The following is a 17,614-nucleotide window of genomic DNA, read 5'->3' as shown; positions in this document are numbered from 1 at the left end:
CCGTGCAGCGACGCCGCTCAGGCGCACCCGGGCGAGACGTGAGCCGACCCGTCTGCGCTCGGCAGGGTGGCCACGTCCGGCGAGCGGGCACCGGCGCCACGCGGAAGGATCGGCGGCATGCTTCGTCGCCACGGACCGCTGCTGCTGCTCGCCCTCCTCGGCGGAGCGGTGATCGCCGCCGTGGCGCACTGGGGCCTGGGCTGGGAGGCCGACAGGAGCCTCGTGCGCGGCGTCGTGATGGTGCCCGTCCTCCTGCTGGGGTCCTGGTTCGCCGGGCGGCGGCTCGCGGCCCGCACCGAGGATGCCGACGGCGCTGCGGGGCCGGGCGGCACGGCGCACCGGGCGACGGACCGGGCGACCTGATCCCGGGCGGGCGCGGACCGCTCGCTCAGGGCGGAGAGGCCCCGGAGCCGGTCGCGACGCGCGGTGCTCCGTTCCCGGCGCTGCGGTCCGGCCTCAGTGGAAGTCGCGCGACGAGGACCGCACCCGCAGCGACAGCGGCGCGAGGTGCTCGGCGAGGAGGTTCGTCGCACCGTCGGCCCGTTCGAGCCGGCCGCGCACGACGAGTGCCGGTGACGTGCGCGCGACCTTGCGGAACCGCTGCCAGAGGCCCGCGGAGCAGATGACGTTGAGCAGCCCCGTCTCGTCCTCGAGCGACAGGAACGTCACGCCCCCGGCCGTCCCGGGTCGCTGGCGGTGCGTGATGACGCCCGCGACCGCGACGCGGCGCCCGGTCTCGTGGCGGAACGCCTGCTCGACGCGCAGGACCCCCGCGGAGTCGAGCCCGTCGCGCACGAACTGCGTCGGGAACGAGTCGGTCGAGACCCCGGTCGCCCACACGTCCGCGACGGCGAGCTCGACGTCGCTCATCCCGGGCAGCGTCGGGGCGCTCACGCCGACGCTGACGCCGGGCAGAGTGTCCGGGCTCTCCTGCGCGAGCGCACCCGCGGCCCACAGCGCCTCGCGCCGCGTCGCCCCGAGGCTGCCGAGCGCGCCGCCCGTCGCGAGCGCCTCGAGCTGTGCGGTCGTCAGGCGCACGCGCCGCGCGAGGTCGCGCAGGTCCGCGAACGGCCCGTGCTCGCGCCGCTCCGCGACGAGCCGCTCCGCGACGTCCTCCCCCACGCCCCGCACCGACGCGAGCCCCATGCGCACGACGAGCGTGCGCCCGGCCGGCGTGCGCGCCCCGAGGGCGGCGGTGCCCGACGGCGTCGGGACGAGCGGCGGCTCCCCGCCCGGCGGTGGCGGGGCCGTGCGCTCGACGCACGCCTGGACGTCCGAGTGCTGCACGTCGGGCCGCAGCACCTCCACGCCGTGCCGGCGCGCGTCGGCGACGAGCGACTGCGGGGAGTAGAAGCCCATCGGCTGCGCGGCCAGCAGCCCCGCGTAGAACGCCGCGGGGTGGTGCACCTTGAGCCACGAGCTCGCGTACACGAGGAACGCGAACGAGTACGAGTGCGACTCGGGGAAGCCGAAGTCGGCGAACGCCTTGAGCTTGTCGTAGATCTGCTCCCGGGTGCCCGGCGGGATGCCGTTGGCCTCCATCCCGGCCATGAGCCGCGCCCGCATCGCCTCCATGCGCTCGATCGACCGCTTCGAGCCCATCGCCCGGCGCAGCTGGTCGGCCTCGGCGGGCGTGAAGTCGGCGACGTCGATCGCCATCTGCATGAGCTGCTCCTGGAACAGCGGGACGCCGAGGGTCTTGGACAGCGACTTCTCGAGCAGCGGGTGCAGGTACGTGACCTTCTCGCGGCCGTTGTAGCGGTTGATGTACGGGTGCACCGAGCCGCCCTGGATGGGCCCGGGGCGGATCAGCGCGACCTCGATGACGATGTCGTAGAACTTCCGGGGCTTGAGCCGCGGCAGGGTGCCCATCTGCGCGCGCGACTCCACCTGGAACACCCCGACGGTGTCCGCGGCGCACAGCAGGTCGTAGACGGCGGGGTCCTCGTGCGGGAGCCCGTGCAGCTCGACCTGCACGCCCTCGTGCTCGCGCACCTGGTCGAAGCCGATGCGCAGCGCGGTCAGCATCCCGAGGCCGAGCAGGTCGAACTTGACCAGCCCGGCGTCGGCGCAGTCGTCCTTGTCCCACTGCAGCACCGTGCGCCCGGGCATGCGCGCCCACTCGACGGGGCACACCTCGATGACCGGCCGGTCGCACATCACCATGCCGCCCGAGTGGATGCCGAGGTGGCGCGGGAGCCGCAGGAACCGCTCCGCGAGGTCGACGACGTGCTCGGGGATCTCGTCGAGGTCGCTCGCGGCGGGCGGCAGGTGGGCGGGGACGACGTCGTGGCGGTCCTTGGTCGGCTCCCCGACGGCGCGGTCGGTGTCGTGCACGCGGTGGTCGGGGACGACGGGGCGGGGCACCTGGCCGGGCACCTGACCGGAAGCAGCCGCCGGGCCGTGGTCGGGCGTCGCGGCCACCGGCGCCGCGCCCTGCCACCACGGGAGCCCGCGGTCCGGGCCCCGCAGGCTCCCCCACCGCTCGATGCTCTTGCTCCACGCGTCCTGCTGCCCGACGTCGTACCCGAGCGCACGGGCGGCGTCGCGCACCGCCGAGCGCGGGCGGTAGCCGATGACGTTGGCGACCTGCGCGGCGTGCGTGCGCCCGTGCGTCGCGTAGACGTACTGGATGACCTCCTCGCGGCGGCCCGACTCGATGTCGACGTCGATGTCGGGCGGACCGTCGCGCTCGGGGGCCAGGAAGCGCTCGAACAGCAGCCCGTGCCTGACCGCGTCGACGGCGGTGACGCGCAGCGCGTAGCAGACCGCCGAGTTCGCGGCCGAGCCGCGGCCCTGCGCGAGGATCCCGTTGCGGCGGCAGAAGTCGACGAGGTCGTACACGACGAGGAAGTAGCCCGGGAAGCCGAGGTCCTCGATGACGCGCAGCTCGTGCTCGAGCTGCGCGTAGGCACCCGGCACCGTCTCGGCCTCGGGCGGCCCGTAGAGCTCGCGCGCGCCGCGCCGGACGAGCTCGCGCAGCCACGTCGCCTCGGTGTGCCCCGCCGGCACCGGGTACGGCGGCAGGTTCGGGGCGACGAGCGACAGGTCGAACGCGCACTCGAGGCCGAGGTCCGCGGCCGTGCGCACGGCGTCCGGGTGGCGCCGGTGGCGCATGAGCATCTCGCGCGCCGAGCGCAGGTGCGCGGTCGGGGCGCCCGGCAGCCAGCCGTCGAGGTCCTCCATCGACGAGCGTGCGCGCACCGCGGCGAGCGCGGCGGCCAGGTCGGCGTCGTGCGGGGTCGCGTAGTGCACGTTCCCGGTCGCGACGAGCGGCAGGTCGCCCGCGGCGGCGAGGGCCGCGAGCGCGTCCGCGAGCTCGGAGTCGAACGGGTCGCCCGTGTCGGTGACCTCGACCGCGACGTTGTCGTGGCCGAACAGCGCGACGAGCCGGTCGACCTCGGCGCGCGCGGCGACGAAGCCCTCGGGCGTCACGGGCCCGGCTCCCGCGCGCCCGGTCAGCGCGCGCCGCACCGCGCCCTTGCGGCACCCGGTGAGCACGAGCCACTGCCCGGCGGCCTGCTCGGCGAGCCCCTCGAGCGTGTAGTGCGCGGCGCCCTTGGTCCCGGTCGCGAGGTGCGCGGTCGCGATCGCCCGGGACAGCGCGCGGTAGCCGTCGGCCCCGCGCGCGAGCACGGGCAGGTGCGTCGCGCGCGGGTCGGGGACGCCGGTCGGGGGGTCGAGCACGTCGGGTCCGGGGCGGGGACGCCCCGTGGTGCCGGGTCCCGCCCCGGGGGTCCCGCCGGGCACGGGCAGGTGCAGCTCGGCGCCGAACACCGTGGGGAGCCCGACGAGCCGGGCCGCCTGCGCGAACCGCACGACGCCGTAGAGCCCGTCGTGGTCCGTCAGCGCGAGCGCCGACAGGCCGAGGCGCGCGGCCTCGTACGCGAGCTCCTCGGGCTGGCTCGCGCCGTCGAGGAAGCTGAACGCGGAGTGCGCGTGCAGCTCGGCATAGCGCGCGGCCCGTCCCGTCCCCGTCATCGTGCGTCACTCCCCCGTGTCTTCCCGCTCGTCGCGTCCTGCCGGTGCCGCTCAGTCGTACGTCGCCTCGCACGTCCACACCCCGTCCGTGCACGCGAGCAGCACCGCGCGCCCGTCGTCGAGCGTCGCCTGCACGTGCGAGCGCACCCGGACCGCCCCGGTCCACCACCGGTCCGCGAGCGGCCACGGCCCGGCCCAGCCCGCGACGGCCCGCGGGTCCTCCCCGGGCCAGCGCACCGTCGCGGGCTCCCCGCTGAGGACCGCGCGCTCGTCGAGCCGCACCCGCGTGCCCGCCGAGTCGCGCACGTCGACGGGCTGCGGCTCGGTCAGCACGGTCGCCGGCGCGGGCTCGGGCAGCCGCCCGGGCCACGGGCGGTCCGCCGGGCGCGGGGCGGCGGTCTGGTCGCCCCACGGGCGCAGGTGCACCTGGTCGCGCAGGTCGCGCCCGCCCTGGAGGGCCGCCGTGAGCACGCCGTCGCCGCCGATGAGCCCCTGCACGCGGTCCAGCGCCCGGTGCGCGCGCAGGTCGCCGCCGGACGGTCCGCCCCACAGCCGGCCCTGCTCGGCGCCCGCGGGGGCGACGTCCTGCGCCGCGATCGTCAGGTGCACGAGGGCGGCCGGCGCCGGGTCGTCCGCGGTCAGGTCGCGCGCGCGCCGGCTCGGCCGTCCCGCGAGCGCCCCGGTCGTGAGCCAGCCCTCGAGCTGCCAGCGCACGCGGTCGGTGATGCGCGCGGCGGTGAGCCCGCCCAGCCCGCCGAGGTCGGTGCGCCACGTGCGCGCGAGCTCCTCGCCGGCGTCGGTGCGGGCCACGATCTGCAGCCGCCCGCACGTCACGGAGTGCTCGAGCAGCAGCGCGTGGAGCTCCTCGGCGAGCCGGCGCCCCGCGAACGTCGCGGCGTCGACGCGCTCGGCGGGCGGGTCGAGCTCGCACGCCACCTCGAGGTCCGTCTCGGGCCGACGACGCGCGGGCGGGCGGTCGTCGGCCCCGCGCGCGAGCGTGTGCGCCCAGACCCCGGTCCGCCCGAACCGCGCGTGCACGTCCGCCGACGGCAGGGTCGCGAGGTCCCCGAGCGTGCGCAGGCCGAGCCGCAGCAGCAGGTCGACGAACGCGGCGACCTCCTCGGCGGCGCCGTCCTGCACGGCGGCGTGCACGAGCTCACCGACGCCGAGCGGCCCGAGGAACGCACGCGACCCCCCGGGCGCGACGGTGCTCCCGCTGCGGGCGGCGAGCACCGCGGCGAGCAGACCGTCGGCGGTGCCCACGTGCGCCTCGTGCCCGGTGCGCTCGGCGACCGCCGTGACGAGCCGCTCCGCGAGCGCGTCCTCGGAGCCGTGGTAGCGGCTCGCGCCACCGGCGGGCAGCAGCAGGAGCCCCGCGCGGGCGACCTCGAGCCCGGCGACGACCGTCTCGGCGGCGGCCACGACCGGCTCGAACAGCCGCACGTCGCGGCCCTCGTCGACGGGGAGCAGCACGAGCTCGGGGCAGCAGCCCTGCGCCTGGCGCCGGCGCATGCCGCGGCGCACGCCCTGCGACCGGGCGAGCGCCGAGACCGCCGTGACGCGGCGCGCGTCGTGCACCGCGGCGGGCAGGTGCGGCGGGACCTGACCGGCCCGGACCGCGGCGAGCACGGGCCAGTCGGGCACCCACAGGACGGTCGTGCGGGTGCTCATCCGACAAGCCTCAGCGTCGCGGCGGGCTGGTCCTGCGCGCCCGGCTCCGCCTCGGGTGCCGGCGCGGCGACGGGGGCAGGGGCCAGCGAGGCGGCGGTGACGCTCGCGCGCGGCTCGACGAGGGCCGGCGTGGGGCGGCCCAGCGGGAGCGCGAGGTCGACGGTCGTGGGGACCGCTGCCGAGCCGCGCCCGGTCCGCACGACGCGCAGCTCGTGCGTGCGCAGCCGCCCGTCACCCGCCCCGACCCCGCTCCACCGGCCCTGCTCGGCGGTCAGGACGACGTTCGCACCGGGCCACGGCGCGCTCGTGAGCAGCACCGACCCGCGCTCGCGCGCCCGGGCGGCGAGCCGGCGCCGGTCGGCGTCGGTGAGCGCGGCCTCGGGGCCCACGAGGACGACGTCGACGCCGTCGAGCAGCGCGGCGACGACCGTGGGCGCGTCGAGGCCGGGTGCGGGGACGACCGCGAGCCGATCGAGCGCGACCCCGGCCTCGGCGGCGGCGAGCAGGCCCGCGGTCGGCTGCCCGACGAGCGCGGCCCACGCCCCGCCCGCGCAGGCCGAGGCGAGCAGCGCGAGGAGCAGCGACGTCGAGCCGAGCACCGTGACCGTCCCGCCGCGGCGCAGGCCGTCGGGCAGCAGCGCGGTCAGCTCGGCGGGGACCGGGAGCGCGGGGCGCTCGGTCGTCAGGAGCGAGGTGCGGCGGGCGACGGGGACGTGGGCACCGGTGCCGGGCACCGTGCTCGGCACGGCGTGCGGCAGCGCGTCGGGCACGGCGTGCGGCCGCGGGTCCGACGGGACACCGAGCAGCGCGTCCGGCCCTGTGCCCGGTGCGTCGTCGGGCACCGCGGCCGGCCCGTCGGCGGGCACCGCGAGGGGACCGTGCGGCGCACCCGCGGTGCCCGGCGTCCGCGCGGAGGTCCGCACGTCGTCGGGCACCGCGGCCACGCCGCCTCGGGTGACGGGGGCACCGGGCCCGGACGGCGCCGAGGCGCTCGTTCCCCCTGCCGGGCGTGATGCCCCCGTCACTCCCCCGCCACGACCGGGCCCCCACCCGGTCGTGCTGCCCCCCGCCCACCCGGCAGCCCCCTGCCCTGCACCTGCACCCCGGTCGGCACCGTCGGCCCCGCCCGTCGCGCCTCCCCCTCGCGGCACGACGTCGGCGACCGTCCCTGCGCCGCCTCCCCCGTCGACCCGGCTGACCCCGCGCACCACGCTGCGGGCACCCGTGCGCTGCTCGGCGTGAGCCAGCACGGCACGCGCCAGCGCGGCCTTCTCCTCACGCGTCCCCACGCCCGGCACGTTCCCTCCCCGTCTCGGTGCTCTGGGGCACAGCCGGCCCATCTCGCCCTGCGAGCCACCCCCAGGACGTTCGAACATGTGTTCGATACCGCTAGTACACGCTGGCGCGACGGGCGTGTCAATCCGGTCCCCCGGGAGACGGACAAACCTCACCCGGACGGCGATCTTGCGCCGGGGTCGGCATCATGAGTCGGGTCCGAGCACCGTCCCGACGCCCCAGGAGCACCCGTGGCCGTCTCGCTGACCCGTCCCGTCGCCCCCGACCCGTACGCGCTGCTGCCCCCCGTGCCGTCGTTCGAGCTGCGCAGCGACGACCTGGTGCACGGTGAGCCGCTGCCGGACGACCACGCCGCCCCGCCGCACGCGAACGTCTCGCCGCACCTCGCGTGGTCCGGCTTCCCGGAGGCGACGAGGTCGTTCGTCGTGAGCGTGTTCGACCCCGACGCGCCAGGCCCGGCGGGCTGGTGGCACTGGACCGTCGTCGACCTGCCCGCGTCCACGACGTCGCTCGCGCGCGGTGCGGGTGCCGCCGACGCCGGGCTGCTGCCCGCTCCCGCGTTCGCGCTGCGCGGCGACGACGGCGTCCCCGGCTACGTCGGCGCCGCGCCGCCGCCCGGCGACCAGGTGCACCGGTACTTCCACGTCGTGCACGCGCTGGGCGTCGAGAGCCTCGACGTGGGTCCCGACGCGATGCCTGGTGCGGTCGGCGCGATGGTCGTGTTCCACACGCTCGCGCGGGCGGTGCTCGTCGCGACCTGCCGTCGCTGAGCCCGAGCGGGCGGCGCGGTCCCGACCGGCGCGGCCCCGGGCGCGCCGCCCGACGGCGTCGGTCAGCCGAGCTGCCAGCCGATCAGGTTCCAGCGCGCGAAGAACCACGCGAGCGCGCCGAGACCGCCGAGCAGCACGACCTGGTGGACCCGCACGCCGAGCCCGGCACCGGAGCCGCGCCAGGCGGCGACGGTGAGCACGCCGGCGGCGAGGGCCGCCGTCAGCACCGCGACGCCGCCGCCGAGCAGCAGCCGAAAGCTCGTGGGGACGCCGTAGAGGAACTCGCTCGTGTCGCCTGCCACGACCACCGCGAGCGCGACCAGGAAGGCCGCCCCTCCCAGGCTCGCCCCGCACGTGAGCGCCCGCGCCGCACGCCACCGCCGCGAGACGTCCGCCGAGCGGCGCCGCCGCAGCCGCTGCCACGCGCCGCCCCCGAGGGCGACTCCCGCGGTCACCGACGTCAGCACCGACGCGGCCACGACCGCGAGGTTGACGGGCGCCGAATCGGCGGCGGGGAGCAGCACCCAGTCGGCGCCGTCCGTCGCGACGTAGTGCCGCCCGCCCGCGCCGTCGAGCCCCACGAGCGCACCCCCGTCGGGTGACCGGTAAAGGCCGTCGCCCCGCGGTGCCCACGTGGCCCCGGCGAACCGCAGCCCGCCGTCGCCCTGCGTGCGCAGCCGGGCCTGGTCGAGCAGCACGAGCAGCCGCTCGACGGTCGACTCGTTGTGCCGGGTGCGCGTGTAGAAGCCCTCACGCGGACGGTCCGCGAGGTCCGCGCCCCGGGCGTCGACCGGCGTGCTGTCCCCAGCGTGGGGCCCGGGTGCCACGACGGGGTCCGCGGCGGGGTCGTCGCTGCCCGCAGGCGGCACGACCAGCCCGGCGAACCGGTCGACCACCTCGCCGAGGGTCGCCGCACCCGCCGTGGCGTTGACCGAGACGAACATCCCCACGCCGCACCCAGGCACGAGCACGAGCGCCGACTGGAACCCCTCCCAGCTCCCGTCGTGCACGAGCGCGCGCCGCCCGTGCAGCGCCCGCTCCTGGAAGCCGTGGGCGGAACCGGGGAGCCGCGGGTCCGCGGTGAACGACTGCGTGTGCATCCGCGTGGTCGTGGCCGGGCCGAGCACCCGGGGACCGGAGCCGAGGTGCGCGAGCACGAACCTCGCCATGTCGGTCGCGGTCGTGCTCACCGACCCGTCGGGCACCAGGCGGTCGAACGTGAACGGAACGGGCGCGGGCGGTCGGGCGTCGGAGTCGTAGCTGCGGGCCAGGTCCGGGGCGAGCGCCGCGGGGACGGGCTCGACGGCGGTCGTGCGCGTCATGCCGAGCGGGTCCAGGACGTGACGCTGCAGGTACTGCGCGTAGGACTCTCCGCTCACCTGCTCGACGAGGTGGCCCGCGAGCGCGGCACCGTAGTTCGAGTAGGCGGCGACCTCCCCCGGCGGGTAGATGCGGGCGGGCATGTCGCGCGCGAGGGTCTGCGCGAGCGGGGGGACGTCAGCGGCGGCGTGCGCACCGATCCCGACGCCGCGCTCCTCGAAGCCGGCGGTGTGGTCGAGCAGGTCACGGACCGTCACGGGCTCCGCGTACGTCGGCGGGACCCGGAACGCCGTGAGGTACCGGTTGACGTCGGCGTCGAGGTCGAGACGGCCCGCCTCGACCTGCTGCATCACGGCGGTCGCGGTCAGGAGCTTCGTGACGGACGCGATGCGCACGAGCGAGCGGTCCGGGTCGAACGGTGCGCCGGTCGCGAGGTCGGCGACCCCGTACCCCGCCGCGTGCGCGACCGCCCCGTCCGCGACGACGGTCAGGACGGCGCCGGGCACCCCGTCGCGCTCGAGGAGGTCCGGCAGGTCGGCGAACGCGGCGCGGGCAGCCTCCGGGGAGACCGGCGTGCACGCCGCGCCGGACGCGGCGGCGGAGGTCGGCAGGGCGGGTCCGAGCACGAGCGCCGCGGCGGCGGCGAGGACGAGGGTCACGGGACGAGGTCGCATGCCGCCCAGCGTGCTGACCGGGCCGCTGGCCCCGCATCGGAGCGGCGGCGGTCCCACGGCCCGACGAAAGTCGCACGGTGCACCGCCCCGGACGCGACCTCCGGACGGTCCACCCGCCGGGTCCGCGTCCCTACGCTCGGGTCATGCCACCGGCCCGGACCCGCGCCCTCGACGCCGCGCTCGTGGCCGCGTCGCTCGTCGTGACCGCGATGGCGGCCCGCGGCGGGTGGTCCGCCGTGCCCGCGGGCGTGATCGTCGCGGCCGGGGTGCTCGGCAGCGCCGCGCTCGTCGTGCGCCGGGCCCACCCCGTCCTGGTGGCGACGCTCGGCGCCGCCGCGTACGCGCTCTCGGGTAACCCCGTGCCGCTGGCCGTGGGGCTCTGGTCGGGCGGCGCGTACGCCCCGCGCCGGGCGCTCGCGCTCGTGGCCGCGGCCGGCTGGTCGGGCCTGGCCGGCTGGTGGTGGCTCGACGAGGGGCGGCTCGACGCGCAGGACGCCGCGTGGGCCGCCCTGCTGACCGCCGCACTCGTCGGCGCAGGCGTGCACGCGGCGACGCGCCGGGAGCTGCGGGCGGCGCAGGAGGCGGAGTCGCGGCAGGCCGTCGTGGAGCGTCGGCTCCGCGAGGAGCAGGCCCGGGCCGCCGAGCGCGCCCGTATCGCCCGCGAGATGCACGACGTGCTCGCGCACAAGGTCACGCTCGTCGCGCTCCACGCGGGCGCGCTCGAGGTCGGCCCCGGAGCCGAGGACGCGGGGGTGCGCGACGCAGCCGCGCTGATCCGGGGCACGGCACGGGAGGCCCTGCAGGAGCTGCGGGACGTGCTGGGCGTGCTGCGCGCGCCGGACGAGCCGCCCGCCGACCCCGGCGGCCCGCTCGACCTCGCCGGGCTCGTCGAGGACGCGGAGCGCGCGGGCGAACGCGTCGAGCTCGACCTCGACACCGGCGCGGGTGCGCTGCCCGGGCGGACGGCCGCCGTCGTGCACCGCGTCGTGCAGGAGGCGCTCACGAACGCACGGCGGCATGCGCCCGGCGCACCGGTCGCCGTGCGCGTGCGCCGCACGCCAGGCGGCGTCACCGTGACGGTGAGCAACCCGGCCGGCGCACCCACCGGCCTGGACCTGCCGGGGTCGGGCTCGGGTCTCGTCGGGCTCGCGGAGCGCGTCCGGCTCACCGGGGGCACGTTCGCCGCAGGCCGTGAGCCGGACGGCGGGTGGCGCGTGGACGCCGTCGTGCCGTGCGCCGACGACACCGCTGAGGCCGGGCGGTGACCGCGGTCCTGCTCGTGGACGACGAGCAGCTCGTGCGCGCGGGCCTGCGCCTCATCCTCGAGACGGCCGGCGACCTCACGGTGGTCGGCGAGGCGCCCGACGGCCGGGCTGCTCTCGACGCGGTGCGCCGGCACCGGCCCGACGTCGTGCTCATGGACCTGCGCATGCCGCGGCTCGACGGGCTCGCGGCGACCGTGGCGCTGCACGCGACCACCGACCCGCCGGCCGTCGTGGTGCTCACGACGTTCGACACCGACGAGGACGTCTTCCGCGCGCTCGAGGCCGGCGCCGCCGGCTTCCTCCTCAAGGACACGCCCCCGCGCGACCTCATCGACGCGGTCCGCCGCGCCGCCGCGGGGGACGCGGTGCTCTCGCCGGTCGTGACGCGCCGGGTCGTCGAGCGCGTCGTGACGCACCAGCGCAGCGGCCGCCGGCGGGACGCCCTCGCGGCGCTCGAGGTGCTGACGGCACGCGAGCGGGAGGTCGTCGTCGAGATCGGTCGCGGCCGCTCGAACGCCGAGGTCGCGGCGCTGCTGCACGTCACGGAGGCCACCGTGAAGAGCCACGTGACGCACCTGTTCGAGAAGCTCGGCGTCACGAACCGCGTGCAGATCGCGATCACCGCGTTCCGGGCGGGCCTCGTGGACTGAGGGCCCCGTCCGTTCCCGTGGGCGGCCCGCGAGCGGTCGTTACCCTGACGCCATGCCCGTGCTGACCCTCGGAACCCTGACCTGGCGGCCGGTCGTCGACCACCCCGACCTCGTCGCCCCCAGCACCGCCGCCGCGATCACCGCCTGGGCCACGCAGGACGAACGCGTCGCCGAGCAGGTCGTCGTCGCGCAGATCGACCCCGACCTCGCGGACACCGCCGCCATGACGCAGGCGTACGACGTCCCGCTCGCCGTCTCGGCCAACTGCGTGCTCGTCGCCGGCCGCCGCGCGGGCGACGAGCGGGTCGCCGCAGCCGTCGTGCGGGCGACGACCCGCGCCGACGTCAACAACGCGGTCAAGCGCCTGCTCGACGTGCGCAAGGCGTCGTTCCTGCCGATGGACCGCGCGACCGCCGAGTCCGGGATGGAGTACGGCGGGATCACCCCGCTGGGCCTGCCCGAGGGCTACCGCGTGCTCGTCGACGCCCGGGTCGCCGCCGAGGACCCCGACGCGGGGCCGTACGTGGTCGTCGGCAGCGGCGTGCGCGGCTCCAAGATCGCCCTGCCGGGCGCCCTGCTCGGGAGCGCCCCGGGCGTCGAGGTCGTCGACGGCCTGGCGCTCGCGTGAGGCGTGCCGCCGACCGCGCGCGGGGGCTGTGGGAGGTGCTCGCCGGGTCGGTGACGGCGTTCCCGACCGACGGCGGGGTGGCCGTGGCCGTCGCCCCGGACTCGCTGCTGTGCCCGCCGGGCTGGGTCGGCGTCGTCGAGCTCGAGGGTTCCGCGCTCGTCACGGCCCCCGACGCCGCGACCGCGGAGCGGGTCCGGGTCCTCACCGGGCTCGCCCCGGGCTCGCGCACCGACACCGGCGTCGTCCGCGCGCACCTGCCCGTGGCGGACGCGCTCGGCCCCGCACGGCTCGCGTACCTCGACGCCGCGAGCCTCACGACCGTCGAGCTGCGGACGGCCCCGCCGCGGGACGACCGTACCGACGACGTGCGCCCCGACCTCCGGGACGTCGTCGCGCTCGACGCCGCGGGTCCCGAGCTCCGCGCGCTCCTGGACCGTGTGGCGCCGGACGACGCCGACGAGAGCGGTGTCGCCGAGCTCACCTCGCCGGCGTTCGCCCTGCGCCGCGCCGGGGTCGTCGTCGCCGCCGCGGGGTTCCGCGCGTGGCCGGGCGACGTCGCCCACCTCTCGGTGCTCAGCGCGCCCGAGGTCCGCGGCCTGGGGTACGGCCGGCTCGTGGCCCGCGCCGCGACGACGGCCGCGCTCGACGCCGGGCTCCTGCCGCAGTGGCGCGCCCGCGTCGAGCCCTCGCAGCGCATCGCCCGGTCGCTCGGCTACCGCGACCTCGGCTCGCAGCTGAGCGTGCGGCTGGGCTGAGCGGCCGACGTGGCGCGCGTCCGGGCGGGGCGTGCGGCGAGGAGGGTGCTCAGCCTGGTGGGGTGCTCAGCCTGGAGGGTGCTCAGCCTGGTGGCGCGCGCCCGGACTGCGCGTCCCCCGCCTACCCAGCACGCGAGCGCGCACCTCGGCCGACCGGCCCGAACGTGCGCGCCGAGCCCGGTCGGCGGGAGTCCCCGTCGCCGTAGCATCGGCAGATGGACGTCGGGGTGCTCGGCCCCCTCGAGGTGCGCACGGACGACGGGACCGTGGCGGTCGCCGGCGCCCGTCAGCGAGCGCTGCTCGCCGCCCTCGTCGCGCACCGCGGCCGGACCGTGGGCGTGGACCTGCTCGTCGACACCCTGTGGCCCGACGACCCGCCCCCGAGCGCCGCGCACACGCTGCACACCCACGTCTCGCGGCTGCGCCGCACGCTCGACGTGCCGGTGCGCGCGCACGACGGCGGCTACGTCCTCGACCTCGGGGACGGCCGGGTCGACTCCGCGCAGTTCGAGGCGTGGCTCGCCGAGTCGGAGCACGCCGACGCGGCGACGGCCGTGACGCTGACCGAGCGCGCGCTCGGGCTCTGGCGCGGCCCCGCGTTCGGCGGTGCCGCCGACCTCCCGGGTGTCCGCGGCGAGGCGCGCCGGCTCGAGGAACGGCGCACGGCGGCGCGCCGGGGGCTCGTGGACCACCTCGTGACGGCCGGGCGGGGCGTCGACGCCGTGCCGCTCGCCGAGGCGCTCGTGGCCGACGTCCCGACCGACGAGCGTGCGTGGGCCGGCCTCGTCCGGGCGCTCGTCGCCGCCGGGCGGCCCGCCGACGGCACGACCGCGTTCCACCGGGCCGTGGACGCGCTCGACGAGCTTGGCCTGGCGCCCTCCGCCGGGCTGCGGGCGGCCCACGACGAGGCGCTGGGCGTGCGGACCACGCCGCCGACGCCGACGGACTCCTCGCGGACCGCCGCCCGCGTCCACCCGACCGGCGGACCCCGCGGTCCCGCCGCCGCGACGGTGCCCGTGCCGCCGACGTCCCTGGTCGGCCGCGACCACGACCTCGCCGCGCTCCGGCTGCTGCTCGCGGACGCGCGGCTCGTCACCCTCGCCGGGCCGGGCGGCGTCGGCAAGACCCGGCTCGCGCTCGAGCTCGCCCGCCGGGTCGCCGACGGGTTCGGGTCCGGGGTGCGGGTCGTCGAGCTCGGCACGGTGCGCGACGCGGCCGCGCTCCCGTCCGCGGCGCTCGCGCCGCTCGGGCTCGGCGCCGAGGCCGGCCCGGCGACGACCGCCCTGCGCCGGCTCGGGGACCTCGACGTCCTGGTGCTCGTCGACAACGGTGAGCACCTGCTCGACGCCGCGGCCGCGCTCGTCGAGGGCGTGCTCGCGGGCTCGCGCGCCCGGGTCCTCGTGACCAGCCGCGAGCGCCTCAGGGTGCCGGGCGAGCACGTGCACGTCGTCGCACCGCTGACGACGACGGTGACGCCGTCAGGACCGGCGGCGCGGCGGCTGTTCCTCGACCGGGCCCGCGCGGCCGGTCCGGTCGACGCGACGTTCGACGTCGCGCTCGTGGACCGCGTCGTGCAGGCGCTCGACGGGCTGCCGCTCGCGATCGAGATGGCGGCGGCGCGCACCGCGAGCGTGAGCCTCGCGGAGCTCGCGTCGATGCTCGCGGACGACCCGCACGCGCCCGGGGCCGCGGTCGCGGACGGAGGTGCGGACGGCGGTGCGGGCGCGGCTCGCGCACCGGGCGACGGCGCGGCGACGCTGCGGCACCCGCACCGCGCCGGACCGGACCGTCACCGCTCCCTGGGCGCCGTCATCGCGTGGTCCGAGGCGCTGCTCGACCCGGCCGAGCGCGAGGCCCTCCACCGGTGGCCGGTCTTTGCCGGACCGGTCGAGGCGTCGGACGCCGCGGCGGTGGTCGGCGCCGGGCGCGAGACGGTCGAGGCGCTCGTGCGGCGCTCGCTGCTGCTGCCGCAGCCCGGCGACCCGCGACCCGGCGACCCGCAGCCCGGCGACGCGCGCCCCGGCGACCCGCGGCACCCGGCCCCCGGGACGCGGTACCGGATGCTGCACACCGTCCGGTCGGCGGTCCTCGCCGGACCGGACCGCCGCCCCCTCCCGCACGAGGCGCACGCCCGCCACGTCGCGGAGGTCGCCCGCGGGTGCGACGCCGCGCTCCGCGGACCGGGTGAGGCCGCCGCCGTCGCCCGGCTCAGGTCGGTCGTCGCCGAGCTGCGCGCGGCCCACGCGTGGGCCCGCGAGCACGCCCCGGACGTCGCGAGCGGGCTGTCGGCCTCGCTGCACGTGTTCGCGGTGGGGACCCTCGACGACGAGGTGCTCGGCTGGGCTCAGCGGCTCGTGCCGCACCTCGCCGCTGACGACCCCGCGGTCGCCGCCGCGCACGCCGGTGTCGCGGCGCGGCTGCTCCAGGCCGGCGAGCTCCCCGCCGCCGAGGCGCGCGCCGAGCAGGCCCTCGCCCTCGCGGTCGACGACCGCGTCCGGATGCAGGCGTACGAGGTCCTCTCGGACGCGGCGATCTACGACGGCCGGCTGGCGGGGTGCCGTGAGCAGGCGGCACGGCTGTGGGAGCTCGCGCTCGCCGCCGGGGACGGGCACTACGCGGCGATCGCCGCCGCGTCGACGAGCCTCGCGCTCGCCTACGAGGGCGACCGGCCGGCCGCCCACGCCACGCTCACGCGGCACCGGGCGCTGCTCGACGCCGTGGTGCCGGCGCTCTCGCCCACGGCGCTCGGGTGGTTCGCCTACGCGGAGGGGGAGGTCGACCTCGACGTGGACCCCGACCACGCCGCACGGTCCCTGGGCCGGGCGGTCGCGCTCGCCGACGCGGTGGGCAACCGGTACCTCGGCGGCGTCGCGCGCGTGTCCGCCACGAGCGTCCGGGGCCGCCACGGCGAGGCCCGGGAGGCGCTCGTCGCGTTCGAGGACGTCGTCGTGCGGTGGCTCGAGCGCGGCGACCGCACCCACCTGCTCACGACCCTGCGCAACCTCGTGGACCTGCTGCTCCGGCTCGACGCCCCGGACGCGGCGGCCGAGCTGCTCGGCGCGGTCGCCCGGGCGGACGTCTCCCCCACCTTCGGAGCCGAGGGCGAGCGGCTCGCACGCGCGCACGAGCAGCTCGTCGGTGCACTAGGCGACGCCCGGCTCTCGGACCGCCTGCGGACGGGCGCCGCGCGCGACGTCGAGTCCGCCGCCCGCGCGGCCCTCGACGCCGCGCGCCGGCTGCGCGGTGGGTGATTCCGGCGTGCCGGACGACCTCAGAGGTGCAGGCGGTAGAACCGGAACAGGTCGTGCTCGACGGGCAGCACCTCGACGCCGGAGAACCCCGCCCGCGTCGCGTACCGCGCGAGCACCGAGGGGCGCATGACCGTGCCGGTACCGGCTCCGCCGTCGGTGCTCAGCCCGTCGGGCAGGCAGCACACCAGGGAGAACCCGTAGAGCAGCCGCTCGACCGGACCGGCCGGGGCGCCGAACTCCTCCGCGGCGTTCTCGTCGACCACGAGCACGTACCCGTCGTCCGCCACCATGCGCCGCATCGCCGCGAGGACGGCGACGGGGTCCGCCATGTCGTGCACGCACTCGTACGCGGTCACGACGTCGTACCGGCCGACCGTCCCGTCACCGGCCGCCGCGGCGTCGACGTGCGTGAACGTCACGCGGTCGGTGACGCCCGCGGTCGACGCGTGCCGGCGCGCCGCGGCGACGGACGGTGCGTCGACGTCGTACCCGTCGACCCGCACGCCCGGGTACCCGAGGGCGAGCCCGATCGCGGACCACCCCTCGCCGCACCCGACGTCGGCGACGGTCGCGCCGCCCGTCAGGCGTCCGTGCAGCGCCGGCACCGCGGGCAGCAGCTCCTGGGCGAGCTGGTGCAGGAACATCGGCCGGTTCAGCGCCGCCTGCGCCTCGCGCGCGTCCGCGCCGAGCTCCTCCCAGCCGACGCCGCCGCCCGTGCGGTACACCTCGACGAGACGGTCCACGACGCGACCCGTGCCCGCGAGCAGCCGCGCCAGCGGGGCGACGTGCGCGAGGCTGTCGACGTCGGTGAGCACCTCGGCGGCGCCCGCGTGCAGGCGGAACCGGCGGTGCGACGCGTCGACGTGCCCGCCGTCGAGCGCCTCGAGGTACCCGTTCACCGCCTGCTGCTCGAGCCACTCGCGGGCGTACCGCTCGACGGTCCCGGTCAGGACCGCGAGCTCGGTCGACGTCAGCGGGCCGTCGTCGGCGAGCGCCCGATACCACCCGAGGCGCTCGCCGAGGTGGATCGCGGTGATCTCGAGGCTGCCGAGCGCGGCGGCCAGGACCCGGTCGGCGACCACCGCGGCGGGGGCGTCCGCGGGGACGGGGGCCATGAGGTCGGTCGAGGGGGCGATCGCGGAGGCGAGGGCGGGACCCGCGGCGTCGGCCGGCGCAGCGGAGGCGGCCGTCGGCCCGGGCGAGGTGGTCGTCGTGGTGGCAGTCATCGCGGTGGCAGTCATCGTGGTGCTCTCGTGACGGGCCCTCGTGCGGGGCCGTGCCCGTCGAGCGTCGCGGCCCGCGCTCGCACGCGGCTCGCAGGGGGCTCGCAGCCGGCTCGGGCGCCTGCGAGCC

The 17,614-nt window shown here is 78.1% G+C and carries 12 protein-coding genes; 7 read left to right on the top strand and 5 right to left on the bottom strand.

Annotated features, from left to right (window positions below; all coding sequences use genetic code 11):
• The first annotated feature begins 117 nt into the window (after positions 1 to 117).
• Positions 118 to 363, top strand: coding sequence for a hypothetical protein (locus AB6N24_RS04650; RefSeq protein WP_412868258.1), 246 nt, complete (start codon positions 118 to 120; stop codon positions 361 to 363).
• A 93-nt stretch (positions 364 to 456) separates the two neighbouring features.
• Here the strand turns inward: AB6N24_RS04650 and AB6N24_RS04645 are convergent, their stop codons facing one another.
• Genes AB6N24_RS04645 through AB6N24_RS04635 form a run of 3 tightly spaced genes read right to left on the bottom strand, consistent with a single transcriptional unit; the run spans position 457 to position 6,587 of the window.
• The gene (locus AB6N24_RS04645) at positions 457 to 3,981 is read right to left on the bottom strand and encodes an error-prone DNA polymerase (protein ID WP_412868257.1); all 3,525 of its coding nucleotides are present in this window, start codon (positions 3,979 to 3,981) and stop codon (positions 457 to 459) included.
• 51 nt (positions 3,982 to 4,032) lie between these two features.
• Positions 4,033 to 5,652: a Y-family DNA polymerase gene (locus tag AB6N24_RS04640; RefSeq protein WP_412868256.1), complete on the bottom strand. Its 1,620-nt coding sequence runs from the start codon at positions 5,650 to 5,652 to the stop codon at positions 4,033 to 4,035.
• Positions 5,649 to 6,587, bottom strand: a complete 939-nt coding sequence (locus AB6N24_RS04635; protein WP_412868255.1) for a hypothetical protein — start codon at positions 6,585 to 6,587, stop codon at positions 5,649 to 5,651. The genes AB6N24_RS04640 and AB6N24_RS04635 overlap by 4 nt, the downstream gene beginning before the upstream one ends.
• Before the next feature lie 591 nt (positions 6,588 to 7,178).
• Here AB6N24_RS04635 and AB6N24_RS04630 point away from each other — a divergent pair.
• Complete coding sequence (locus AB6N24_RS04630; RefSeq protein ID WP_412868254.1) at positions 7,179 to 7,718, top strand: YbhB/YbcL family Raf kinase inhibitor-like protein; 540 nt, start codon at positions 7,179 to 7,181, stop codon at positions 7,716 to 7,718.
• A 62-nt stretch (positions 7,719 to 7,780) separates the two neighbouring features.
• Here AB6N24_RS04630 and AB6N24_RS04625 read toward each other — a convergent pair whose 3' ends face one another.
• The gene (locus AB6N24_RS04625; RefSeq protein ID WP_412868253.1) at positions 7,781 to 9,712 is read right to left on the bottom strand and encodes a serine hydrolase domain-containing protein; all 1,932 of its coding nucleotides are present in this window, start codon (positions 9,710 to 9,712) and stop codon (positions 7,781 to 7,783) included.
• A gap of 143 nt (positions 9,713 to 9,855) precedes the next feature.
• Between AB6N24_RS04625 and AB6N24_RS04620 the strand changes: the two genes are divergently transcribed.
• From AB6N24_RS04620 to AB6N24_RS04600, 5 genes are all read left to right on the top strand, one after another.
• Positions 9,856 to 10,977: a sensor histidine kinase gene (locus tag AB6N24_RS04620; protein WP_412868252.1), complete on the top strand. Its 1,122-nt coding sequence runs from the start codon at positions 9,856 to 9,858 to the stop codon at positions 10,975 to 10,977.
• Positions 10,974 to 11,627: a response regulator gene (locus AB6N24_RS04615; protein WP_412868251.1), complete on the top strand. Its 654-nt coding sequence runs from the start codon at positions 10,974 to 10,976 to the stop codon at positions 11,625 to 11,627. Before AB6N24_RS04620 ends, AB6N24_RS04615 begins: the two co-directional genes overlap by 4 nt.
• A gap of 52 nt (positions 11,628 to 11,679) precedes the next feature.
• A complete protein-coding gene (locus tag AB6N24_RS04610) occupies positions 11,680 to 12,255 on the top strand; it encodes a YbaK/EbsC family protein (protein ID WP_412868250.1) in 576 nt (191 codons plus the stop codon).
• Positions 12,252 to 13,010 carry a GNAT family N-acetyltransferase gene (locus AB6N24_RS04605; protein WP_412868249.1) on the top strand — a complete coding sequence of 253 codons (759 nt, stop codon included), beginning with the start codon at positions 12,252 to 12,254 and terminating at the stop codon, positions 13,008 to 13,010. The genes AB6N24_RS04610 and AB6N24_RS04605 overlap by 4 nt, the downstream gene beginning before the upstream one ends.
• Positions 13,011 to 13,225: 215 nt before the next feature.
• Positions 13,226 to 16,261 (top strand): AfsR/SARP family transcriptional regulator, encoded by a 3,036-nt coding sequence (locus tag AB6N24_RS04600; protein ID WP_412868248.1) that lies wholly within the window; start codon positions 13,226 to 13,228, stop codon positions 16,259 to 16,261.
• A 20-nt stretch (positions 16,262 to 16,281) separates the two neighbouring features.
• Here the strand turns inward: AB6N24_RS04600 and AB6N24_RS04595 are convergent, their stop codons facing one another.
• A complete protein-coding gene (locus AB6N24_RS04595; RefSeq protein ID WP_412868247.1) occupies positions 16,282 to 17,487 on the bottom strand; it encodes a class I SAM-dependent methyltransferase in 1,206 nt (401 codons plus the stop codon).
• Positions 17,488 to 17,614: the final 127 nt, after the last annotated feature.

Origin of the sequence: Cellulomonas jepli (assembly GCF_047229345.1) — a bacterium.
Classification (GTDB): Bacteria; Actinomycetota; Actinomycetes; order Actinomycetales; family Cellulomonadaceae; genus Cellulomonas_A.
This window is presented reverse-complemented; position numbering and strand designations above follow the sequence as displayed.

Excerpts from the sequence above, each read along its gene's own strand:
- AB6N24_RS04610 (WP_412868250.1), top strand. The coding sequence starts at position 11,680 with ATGCCCGTGCTGACCCTCGGAACCCTGACCTGGCGGCCGGTCGTCGAC.
- AB6N24_RS04645 (WP_412868257.1), bottom strand. The coding sequence starts at position 3,981 with ATGACGGGGACGGGACGGGCCGCGCGCTATGCCGAGCTGCACGCGCAC.
- AB6N24_RS04640 (WP_412868256.1), bottom strand. The coding sequence starts at position 5,652 with ATGAGCACCCGCACGACCGTCCTGTGGGTGCCCGACTGGCCCGTGCTC.
- AB6N24_RS04600 (WP_412868248.1), top strand. The coding sequence starts at position 13,226 with ATGGACGTCGGGGTGCTCGGCCCCCTCGAGGTGCGCACGGACGACGGG.
- AB6N24_RS04625 (WP_412868253.1), bottom strand. The coding sequence starts at position 9,712 with ATGCGACCTCGTCCCGTGACCCTCGTCCTCGCCGCCGCCGCGGCGCTC.
- AB6N24_RS04595 (WP_412868247.1), bottom strand. The coding sequence starts at position 17,487 with ATGACTGCCACCACGACGACCACCTCGCCCGGGCCGACGGCCGCCTCC.
- AB6N24_RS04650 (WP_412868258.1), top strand. The coding sequence starts at position 118 with ATGCTTCGTCGCCACGGACCGCTGCTGCTGCTCGCCCTCCTCGGCGGA.
- AB6N24_RS04620 (WP_412868252.1), top strand. The coding sequence starts at position 9,856 with ATGCCACCGGCCCGGACCCGCGCCCTCGACGCCGCGCTCGTGGCCGCG.